Source organism: Kitasatospora sp. NPDC056783 (assembly GCF_042789895.1).
In the GTDB taxonomy this organism is placed as follows: domain Bacteria; phylum Actinomycetota; class Actinomycetes; order Streptomycetales; family Streptomycetaceae; genus Kitasatospora.
This window is the reverse complement of sequence record NZ_JBHUAF010000316.1, coordinates 1-10098: the sequence shown is the minus strand read 5'-3', so window position 1 is coordinate 10098 and position 10098 is coordinate 1. Positions and strand designations below refer to the sequence as shown.

Here is a 10098-nt window from a genome sequence, read left to right as displayed (position 1 = left end):
TCCGGCGACCACCGCGCCCCGGCGGGCCTGGACGACGACGAAGCCCTCCGCCTCCAGGCGTTGCACCGCCTCGCGCACCGGGACGCGGGAGACGTTCATCGTCTCGGCGAGTTCGCGTTCGACCAGGCGGCGGCCGGCGGGGTACTCGCCCTCGATGATCCGTTCGCGCAGCCGGACGTAGACGAGGTCCCGGAGCGACTGGTGGGCGTCGCCGGGCGTGTCGGTCATCGGGGGCTCCAGTCGGGTGGGGGCGGCGCCTGGTCACGGGGCTGCACAGATCATTTCAGATCGGTGGCCGATACCCCTTGTCTGGTATTCGGTATACCAGATAGCTTGAGGCCCCCGCCCGGGCCGCCGGTGCCGTCCCCCGATGTCTCGGCAGGCCCGGGCGGGTTCGCGACCCCCGATTCCTGGACGTGCATGTGATCACCCCCGACCTCCTGCTGGACGCCACGCTGCCCGACGGCAGCGCGGCCGACGTCCACCTCGCCGACGGCCGGATCGCCGCCCTCACCCCGGTCGCCGACCGACGACCGGCGGACGGCACCCCCGGCCCCGACGACGGCGACCGCCCCGGCACCGTCCGCCTGCACGGCGCACTGCTGCTGCCCGCCCTGGTCGACGGCCACGCCCACTTGGACAAGACCTTCCTCGGCGCGCCCTGGCAGCCGCACCGCCCCGCCGCGGACCTGCGCGCCCAGATCGCCTCCGAGCGCGTCCAGCGGCGCGAGGTCGCCCGCCTCACGCCCGTCGCCGAGCGCGGCGAGGCGCTGGCCCGCCGGATGGCGGCGCTCGGGACGGGCCACGTCCGCTCGCACGTCGACGTCGACCCGGACACCGGCCTCGACCACCTGCACGCCCTGCTGGAGGTGCGCGAGCGCGTCCGTGGCGTCATCGGCGTCCAGCTGGTCGCCTTCCCGCAGAGCGGCGTGGTCGCCACCCCCGGTGTCGCGGACCTGCTGGACGCGGCGCTGCGCGAGGGCGCCGAGCTGATCGGCGGTCTGGACCCGGCCGGGTTCGACGGCGACGTGGACGGCCAGCTGGACATCGTCTTCGGCCTCGCCGAACGCCACGGCGCCGGAGTGGACATCCACCTCCACGACGGCGGCCCCGTCGGCGCCTCCCAACTGCGCGACATCGCGGACCGCACGGCGGCCCTCGGCCTCGGCGGCCGCGTCGCGGTCAGTCACGCCTTCGCGCTGGGGGACCTCGGACTCGCCGAACTCCTCACCACCACGCGGAAACTGGCGGACGCCGGAGTGGCGATCATGACCAACGGGCCGAGCCGGTCCATGCCGCCGGTCACGCTGCTGCACGAGCACGGCGTCCGGGTGTTCGCCGGCTCCGACAACATCCGCGACGCCTGGTGGCCGTACGGCACCGGCGACATGCTCGAACGCGCCACCATCATCGGCCTCCAGGGCGAGCTGATGACGGACGTCGAACTGGGGCTCGCCGCCGACCTGGTGACCACCCACGCCGCCACCGCCCTCGGCCTCGCCGACTACGGCCTGACGCCCGGCGCCCGGGCCGACCTGGTGGCGATCGCCGCCGGCTCCGTCCCCGAGGCCGTCGCCGCCCACCCCGAGCGGCTGCTTGTCCTGCACGACGGCCGGATCGTCCTCGACCGCACCCGCTGACACCTCCTGCCGCACCCCTCTCCGCGTTTCCCCGCACCCTCACCACACTCCCGGCGACCGGTCGAGGCCCCACCCCCGGCCCGTCCGGCCGGGGGTGGCCCCACCCTGCTCCACCCCTGTTGGAAGGACGCCCCCACCGTGAACCCCTCCGCGGAAAGAACCCGGCCCGCCCCCGCCGCCCCCGCTCCCACCGCGCCGTCGGCCGCGCCGGGCCGCCTCGCGGGCGGCCAGATCGGCACCACCGACCTGGTGTTCTTCGTGGTCGCCGCCGCCGCACCGCTCACCGTCCTGGCCGGCATCGCCCCCTTCGCCATCGGTGTCGGCGGCGCCTCCGCCCCCGCCGCGTACCTGATCTCGGGCGCCCTGCTCGTCCTGTTCGCCGCCGGCTTCACGGCGATGTGCATGTACGTCCGCAACGCGGGCGCCTTCTACGCCTACGTCGCGCGCGGCCTCGGCCGCACCCTGGGCGTCGTCACCGCCTACGTCGCGGTGGTCTGTTACAACCTCATCACCCCCGGCGTGGCCGCCGCCTTCGGCTACTTCGCGGCCGAGCACATCGAGCAGCGCACCGGCGCGCACGTGCCGTGGTGGCTGCTGTCGGGCGTCTGCGTGGTGGTGGTCGGCGTCCTGGGCTGGCTGAAGGTGACGCTCAGCGCCAAGGTGCTCGGCGTGGCGCTGGTCCTGGAGGTGCTGTCGCTGCTGGTGATGGAGGGCGGGGTGCTCTCCGAGCGCGGCACGGCCGCCCTCGACCCGGTGTCCTTCGACCCCTCGTTGCTCACCCAGGGCGGCGTCGCCGGGATGTTCGTGCTGGTCATCGGCGCCTTCACCGGCTTCGAGGCGACGGCGATCTACGCCGAGGAGGCCCGCGACCCGCGCCGCACGGTGCCCCGGGCGACCTTCATCGCGATCGGCTTCCTCGCCGTCTTCTACGCCCTCGGCACCTGGATCGTGATGGGCGCGTACGGCACCGACGCCGCCGTCGCGGCCGCCCGCGCCGCCAACGGGCCTGACCTCACCTTCACCGCCGCCGAACGCTTCGTCGGCCTGTGGCTGTCCGACTCGATGCACGTCCTGATCGTGGTCAGCGCCTTCGCCTCGACCCTGGCCTTCCACAACGCGGCCGCCCGCTACCTCTACGCCCTCGGCCGCGAGGGCCTGCTGCCCCGCCGGCTCGGCCGGATCTCGCGGCGCTCCGGCTCCCCGGGCCCGGCCGTGCTGGTGCAGAGCGGCTTCAACGCGGTGGTGATCCTGCTGGGCGCGGTGCTGGCCGCCGACCCCTACCTGGTGGTGCTGCTCTGGTCCAACAGCGTGGGCGTGCTGGGCATCATGGCGATGCAGGCCCTCGCGGCGGTGGCGGTCTGGGCGTTCTTCCGCCGTGACCGGCGCGGACTGTCGGCCTTCCGGGTGGTCTGGGCGCCGCTGCTGGCGGCGGCCGGACTGGCCCTGCTGACGGTGCTCGCCGTCTTCAACTTCAGTCTGCTGACCGGTGCTTCGGGCTGGGTGAACGCGGTGCTGCTGCTCCCGCTCCCGCTCGTCGCGGTGGCCGGCTACCTGGTGGCGCGCCGGATCCGCCGCACGGACCCGGAGCGCTTCGCCCGCCTGACCGAGGTCGACGTCGAGCGCGACTGACCCGCCCGCCCGAGCGGCGCCCTCTCCACAGCGAGGGGGCGCCGCCGCGTGTGACGGGCCGGCCACGCCACCCCCCGCCGTCCGTCGACCGGTGGACGGCAGGTTCGACCGGCCGGACGTGTCGGGCGCCGTCCCCGGCCGTCCAGGATTCCGGGTATGAGTCAACTCCCCGTACGGGTGGCCGGATGGAGCGCCCGGCACCCGTGGCGCGCGATCGCCGGCTGGTTCGCGTTCGTCGTCCTGTGTCTCGCGGCCGGCCTCTCGACCGGCTCCCGCGCGGCCACCACCGAGGACTACCGGGTCGGTGAGGCCGGGCGAGCCGAGGCGATGGCCGCCGAAGGAGGGCTCCAGGCCAGGGCCACCGAACAGATCCTGATCCGCGCCGGGTCCGGTCCCCTGGACACACCCGCGGTCGACTCGGCCGTCCGGGACCTCACCGAGCGGCTCCGACGGCTGCCCGAGGTGGACGGTGTCGCGGCCCCGGTCCGTTCCGCGGACGGCACGGTCCTCAGGGTCGCGGTCGTCCTGAACGGCCCCGAGCTGGACGGCCGGAAGAACGTCGTCCCCGTCCTCGCACAGACGGAGGAGGTGCGCGCCGGGCACCCCGACCTGGTCGTGGAGGAGACCGGCTCCGCCTCCATCAGCAAGGGCGTCAACGACCAGCGCGGGAAGGACCTCGCGCTCTCCGAGCGCGTCACCCTGCCGGTCACGCTCGTCACCCTGCTGGTCGTCTTCGGGTCCGTGGTCATGGCCGGCCTGCCGCTGCTGCTCGCGCTCTCCTCGATCGCCGCCGCCCTCGGGTTGTCCATGGTGGCGTCCCAGCTCCTGCCCGACCCCGGCGTCGGCACCAATATGATCATGCTCATCGGCCTGGCGGTGGGCGTCGACTACACGCTCTTCCACCTCAAGCGCGAGCGTGAGGAACGTGCCCGCGCCGGCGGCCGCCTCGGCCCGGAGGCCCTGGTGGAACTGGCGGCGGCGACCGCGGGCCGGGCCATCGTGGTCTCCGGCCTCGCGGTGATCGTCTCCACCGCCGCCCTCTACCTGGCCACGGACGTCATCTTCTCCTCGCTGGCGACGGGCACGATCCTCGTCGTGGCGGTCGCCGTGGTCAGCTCCCTGACCGCGCTTCCCGCCCTGCTCGTCACCCTCGGACGGCGGTCCGAGCGCCGTGCGGCCCGCCGGGCGAGCCGCGGCCGGCCCGTTCGCACCGGGCGGGCGGAGGCCGGGCCCGGCCGGGTGGTCGGCGCCCTGTTGCGGCCGGCACGGCGGCACCCCGTCCTCACCCTGGGCGTGTCGACGCTGGCCATGCTCGCCCTGGCCGCCCCCGCGCTCAGCCTGAAGCTCGTCGACCCGGGCAAGGACACCTTCTCCCGCGCGATCCCGGCCATGCGGGTCCACGACCGGCTGAACGCCGCCTTCCCGGAGCTCTCGGTCACCCACGAGGTCGTCGCCCGCTCCGCACCGGACCGGACCGCGCAGGTGCGCCGCGCCCTGGCGGACCTCGGTCGACGGACGCAATCCGACCCGTTGTTCGCCCGGACCACCGAGCCGACGGTCCGCACCTCGGCCGACGGCCGGATCAGCGTCCTGGACCTGGCCGTCCCCTCCCCCGCAAACTCCACCCGGGCGATCCGGTCGCTCGACCGTCTCCGCGAGGAGCATCTTCCCGCCACGGTCGGCGAGTTGACCGGAGTGGAGACGGCGGTGACCGGCGACGTGGCCCGGGGCCGCGACTACGTCGACCACGAGAAGGGCAAGTTGCCACTGGTCATCGGATTCCTGCTGCTGGCCACCTTCGCGATGACCGTGTGGGCCTTCCGCTCGGTGCCCGTCGGCGTGATCGGCGTGCTGCTCAACCTGCTGTCCGCCGGGGCCTCGCTCGGCCTGCTGGTCGTGGTCTTCCAAGGCACCTGGGCCCAGGGGCTCCTGGGCTTCGAGTCCCTGGGCGCGATCGCCTCCCGGGTGCCCCTGTTCCTCTTCGTGATCCTCTTCGGCCTGTCGATGGACTACCAGGTCTTCGTGGTCAGCCGGATCCAGGAGGCCGTGCGGAGCGGGATGTCGGCACGCGCGGCGGTGCTGGAGGGCATCGGCAGGTCGGCCCAGGTGGTGACCAGCGCGGCGATCGTGATGGTGACGGTCTTCGGCGCCTTCGTCGCCCTGCACCTCACCGAGATGAAGCAGATGGGCTTCTGCCTGGCGGCGGCCGTCCTGCTGGACGCCGTGGTCATCCGGCTCCTCGTCCTGCCCTCGCTCCTGCTGCTCCTCGGCGACCGTGCCTGGTGGCCGTCCCGGCCCGCCCGGCCCGCCCGGCGAACGCGGAGCTCCGCACCCACCACCGCTCCCACCGCCGCCCCCACCACTACCGCGCCGCGGAACGTAGGCTGACGACCGTGATGCAACGGCCGCAGCCCGACGACCGGTCCCGGATACGCGTGCTCCACCGGTGGTACGCCGTCACCTGGGCGCTCCTGGGCCTGTGCCCCCCGATCGTCTCCGTGCTCGACCACACCGGGACGACCAGGTACTGGTGGTCGTTGGCGCTGCTGGCCGTGATCGCCCTGTGCTACGCACTCGTGGCGGGCCGCCCCCGCGATCCCGTGCTTCGTCCGCACGCCTTCCTGGGTGTGCTCGCCCTCGGTCTGGGCGCGCTGTCCTGCACGCGCGGCGACGGCGCGGCGCTGTTCATCGTGTCGCTCCCGCACTTCTGGCTCTTCGCCAGGAGCCCGCGTCACGCGATCGTGTTCAGCGGGATCGCCGCCGCGGCCACGGTGGCGGGCATCGCCTTCCATCGCGGCGACGCGGACATCGCCACCGGCAACATCGTCTTCACCCTCGTCGGCTACGCCGCCGGGGTGCTGCTCGGACTGGCGGTGACCCGGATCGTCGAGCAGGGCGACGAACGCACCCGCCGGCTGAGCACCGAGTTGGAGGACGCCCACCTGCGGCTGCTGGAGGCCCACCGGCTCCAGGGCGCCACGGAGGAACGCGCAAGGCTGGCGCGGGAGATCCACGACACCCTCGCCCAGGGCTTCGCGTCCATCATCGTGCTGGCGGAAGCGGCCCGCTCCGGCCTCGACACCGATCCCGCCAGGAGCGCCCAGCAGTTGCTCTCGATCGAGAACACCGCCCGCGAGAACTTCGCCGAGGCCCGTGTCCTCGTCGGCTCCGCCTCGCAGGTCAGTCTCACCCCCGGCTCGATCGCGCGGACCCTGCGCCGCACGCTCGACCGGTTCACCGAGGACACCGGACTGACCGTCACCGCGGAGCTGCCGGACGTCCGCTGCGACCAGCCGGCCCGGATCGCCCTCCTGCGCTGCCTCCAGGAGTCCCTGGCCAACGTCCGCAAGCACGCCGCCGCCTCGACGGTGGACGTCGCCCTCGCCCAGTACACCCACGGGGTCGAACTGGAGGTCACCGACGACGGCCACGGCTTCGTGGTCGAGGACTCCCACGGCTTCGGGCTGAACGGCATGCGCAAGCGCCTCGCCGAACTCGGCGGGGAACTCACCGTCACCAGCTCGCTCGGCGACGGCACCCGCGTCCTCGCCGTCATCCCCACGAACGGTCAGGTGTGACATGCCCCAGGACGCGCTCCGCGTCATCGTGGTCGACGACCACACCGTCATGCGCGCCGGGGTCGTCGCCCTGCTCGCCTCCGAACCCGGCATCGACATCGTCGGCGAGGCGGGCGACGGCCGCGCCGCCGTCGAGCTCGTCGAGCGGCTGGACCCCGACGTGGCGCTGATCGACCTGCGCATGCCCGTCCTCGACGGCGCGAGCGCCACGACCGAGATCGTCGCCGCCCGCCCGCGGACCCGGGTGCTGATCCTCACCACCTACGACACCGACGCCGAGATCGAGCGCGCGGTCGAGGCGGGCGCGATCGGCTACCTCCTCAAGGACACCACGCGCGACCAGCTCGTCGACGCGATCCGGTCCGCCTCCCGCGGCGAGACCGTGCTGGCGCCCCGGGTCGCGCAACGGCTCGTCGCCCGGATGCGCCGACCCGCCCAAGCGACCCTGACCGCCCGTGAGACCGACGTCCTCGGCGCCGTCGCCGACGGACTCTCCAACGTCGAGATCGGCCGGCGGCTGGTCATCGCGGAGGCCACGGTGAAGACCCACCTCCTGCGGATCTTCGCCAAGCTCGACGTCGGCGACCGCACCCACGCGGTGGTCGTGGCCCTCGACCGCGGGCTGCTGAACCGGGGCCCGCGCTGTGACCGGGACGGTCCGCCGTGATCGGAAGGCGACTCGTGGGACGGGCGCACGCGAAGCGGCTGGTATTACTAGGGCATGCAGGAAGAGATTGCACGCTCCGCGATCGACACGTTCATCTCCGCGTTCAACGCCTCGGACGACAGCTATGTGACTGCCCTGCTCTCCCGGGCCCTGACCTCGGACGTGGTCTTCTGGGGGCCGTTGGGCCGCAGCGAGGGAATCGCCGCGGTCGAGCGGTTCGTGCTGGACATCCGGCGCCACCCGGCGGGGACCGGCACCATGGCGCGCTGCTCGGAGGTGGACATGCCGGACGAGTGGGCCCGGTACCAGTGGGTGTTCACCACGCCCGACGGAGGTCCCCGCCTGGCGGGAACGGACGTCGTCCATCTGCGGCGGAGCCTCATCGACCAGGTCATCGTCTTCGCGGGGGAGATCGAGCCGCTCGCCTCCTGAGTCGTCCTTCCGTCGCCGTCCTTCCGGGTCAGCCCGTGACCACCCCGGCCGCGACGTCGGGCCGGGCCCCGCGCACGTCCGGGAGCCGGCACCCGGGCACCGTCCGTGGATGCGGCACCGACGGCCCCTCCGCCCGGCGCTCGCGGTCGAGTTCGGCGCCCTCGCGCACCGCCCGGTAGACGGCGCGGGCCAGCCGGGAGCCCCAGACCGAGCGCGGGCCGCCGAACGGGTCGCCCGGGGCGCCCTCGCCGGGGGCGCGGACAGCCACGCAGACCGCGTCGGACGGGGTGCCCGAGCAGTCGTAGCCGGCGTCCAGCAGCGCCTGGACCTTGGCCTCGGTCGCGGTGGCCAGCAGGTTGACCAGGCCTGCGTCCTCGACCGCGGCCGGCACCACGGCCAGGATGTTGATCGTCCCGGGCCGGTACGCGGCCGCCTCGGCGGCCGGGTCGGCGGCCCAGAGCGCGACCCCGATCCCGGCGGTGACCAGCGCGGTGACGCCGCCGTCCTCGGCCCGGGTGCAGTCGTCCACCTCGGCCGCCGTCATCAGCCCCACGCCCGGGCCCACCAGCCCCTGGGCGGCGGCGAGTTCGGCCAGGTGCTCGGCCGGGTCCAGCCGCGAATAGCCCGGCCGCACCTGGGCGTTGAGCACCCAGGCGCGCTCCCCCAGCCCGCCGCCGAGCACCGCGCTGCTCACCATCCGCCAGCCTGGCCCGGCCCGCCACAGCAGCAGGTGGCGGCAGGCGCCGTCCTCCGCCCGCGCGGCCCGCCCCACCCGCACCCCGACGTCGTTCACGACCACTCCCCGTCCTCCTCCTGTCCGGGGCGCGACACCCGCACGTTCTCCAGCAGGGCCTCGACCAGCTCGTCCAGGTCGAGGCGCTTCTCCACGGCCCGCAGGTGGCCGATCCGCGCCCCGGTGGTGACCTGCGGCGGTGCGAGCAGGCTGCAGCAGTCCTCGTCCGGCAGGACGGAGATCTCGGCCGTGCCGAGCGCCCTGGCCTGGTCGATGATCTCCTGCTTCTCCCAGCCGACCAGCGGACGCAGCACCGGCAGGGTGGCCGCCTGGTCCACCGCGGCCATGTTGGCCAGGGTCTGGCTCGCGACCTGCCCCAGGCTGTCGCCGGTCACCAGCGCCTGCGCTCCGGTGGACGCGGCCAGCGCCGAGGCGGTGCGGACCATGAGCCGGCGCTGGGCGACCACCTGCAGCCGCCCGGCGCCCGCGACGGCCAGCTGCTTCTGGGCCTTGCCGAGCGCGACGACGTGCAGGGCGCCGGGCGGCTGGTAGCGGTTCAGCTCGCGGGCCAGGGCGTAGGCCTTGTACACCGACGCGGGGTTGGTGTACGGCGCGCCGCTGAAGTGCACGAAGTCGCAGGCCAGGCCTCGCCGCATGGCCCGGTGGGCGGCCACCGGCGAGTCGTACCCGCCGGACAGCAGCACCAGGGCGCGGCCGCTGGAGCCGACCGGCAGCCCGGACAGCCCGGGGTGGCGTTCGGCGGACAGGAAGGTCTCGCGGCGGTCGATCTCCACGGACAGGGTGACGTCGGGCTCGGTCAGGTCCACCCGCAGGCCGGGCACCCGCGGCCGGAGGAGGGCCCCGAGCTCGCGCTCCAGCTGGGAGGAGGTCAGCGGGAAGGTCTTGTCGCGCCGCTTGGCGCGCACCGCGAAGCCGGTGGTGGCCCGTCCGGCGCACGCGGCGCGCAGCACCTCCAGCCCGTTCGCCTCGATCGACTCCATCGTGCTGGGCACGCGCAGCGCCGGTTCCACGGAGCTGAAGCCGATCACGGTGCGAGCCCGGTCCACCAGGGTCTCGACGGGCACCTGTCCGCCGAGCACGGTGAGGCTGTGCGGGGTGCGGATCCAGGTGGAGCCACCCACGCCGCGCAGCGCCGACCGCAGGTTGTCCTCCAGGCGGTTCACGAACACGCGCCGGTTGCGGCCCTTGAGGGCGACCTCGCCGTGCTTGAGGAGCACGCAGTGGCCGTAGGGTTCGGTGCCGCCGCGCGGTGCGGGCAGGCGGGTGTCGTCGATCGGGTGGTCCATCCGGAAGTCCCAGCGTCGTCGTTCGGTGTCGTCGGCACCGTCCATCGTGCAGGACGGGGCGGCGGCGTTGTCCCGGGGGGGGCCGTCCTCCGGGGGGCGCGGGGGCGGGCAC

General features: G+C 74.2%; 9 protein-coding genes. 6 read left to right on the top strand and 3 right to left on the bottom strand.

Annotation, left to right across the window (positions count from 1 at the left end):
• On the bottom strand, nucleotides 1-228 hold a 228-nt coding region (locus tag ACFRMQ_RS31510; RefSeq protein WP_380734124.1), incomplete at its 3' end, for a GntR family transcriptional regulator.
• Between the two features lie 194 nt (nucleotides 229-422).
• Between ACFRMQ_RS31510 and ACFRMQ_RS31505 the strand changes: the two genes are divergently transcribed.
• The 6 genes from ACFRMQ_RS31505 (at nucleotide 423) to ACFRMQ_RS31480 (ending at nucleotide 7946) form a co-directional block, all read left to right on the top strand.
• A complete protein-coding gene (locus ACFRMQ_RS31505) occupies nucleotides 423-1640 on the top strand; it encodes an amidohydrolase family protein (RefSeq protein WP_380734122.1) in 1218 nt (405 codons plus the stop codon).
• 138 nt (nucleotides 1641-1778) lie between these two features.
• A complete protein-coding gene (locus tag ACFRMQ_RS31500; protein ID WP_380734121.1) occupies nucleotides 1779-3269 on the top strand; it encodes an APC family permease in 1491 nt (496 codons plus the stop codon).
• 156 nt (nucleotides 3270-3425) lie between these two features.
• Entirely contained in the window at nucleotides 3426-5657 is a 2232-nt protein-coding gene (locus ACFRMQ_RS31495) for an MMPL family transporter (RefSeq protein WP_380734120.1), read from the top strand.
• 8 nt (nucleotides 5658-5665) lie between these two features.
• Nucleotides 5666-6847: a sensor histidine kinase gene (locus tag ACFRMQ_RS31490; protein ID WP_380734126.1), complete on the top strand. Its 1182-nt coding sequence runs from the start codon at nucleotides 5666-5668 to the stop codon at nucleotides 6845-6847.
• Between the two features lies 1 nt (nucleotide 6848).
• Nucleotides 6849-7514, top strand: a complete 666-nt coding sequence (locus tag ACFRMQ_RS31485) for a response regulator (protein ID WP_380734119.1) — start codon at nucleotides 6849-6851, stop codon at nucleotides 7512-7514.
• A gap of 54 nt (nucleotides 7515-7568) precedes the next feature.
• Nucleotides 7569-7946: a nuclear transport factor 2 family protein gene (locus ACFRMQ_RS31480; RefSeq protein WP_380734118.1), complete on the top strand. Its 378-nt coding sequence runs from the start codon at nucleotides 7569-7571 to the stop codon at nucleotides 7944-7946.
• A gap of 28 nt (nucleotides 7947-7974) precedes the next feature.
• Here ACFRMQ_RS31480 and ACFRMQ_RS31475 read toward each other — a convergent pair whose 3' ends face one another.
• Nucleotides 7975-8745: an adenosylcobinamide amidohydrolase gene (locus tag ACFRMQ_RS31475; protein WP_380734117.1), complete on the bottom strand. Its 771-nt coding sequence runs from the start codon at nucleotides 8743-8745 to the stop codon at nucleotides 7975-7977.
• Nucleotides 8736-9986, bottom strand: a complete 1251-nt coding sequence (gene thiI, locus ACFRMQ_RS31470; RefSeq protein ID WP_380734125.1) for a tRNA uracil 4-sulfurtransferase ThiI — start codon at nucleotides 9984-9986, stop codon at nucleotides 8736-8738. The genes ACFRMQ_RS31475 and thiI overlap by 10 nt, the downstream gene beginning before the upstream one ends.
• Nucleotides 9987-10098 lie beyond the last annotated feature (112 nt).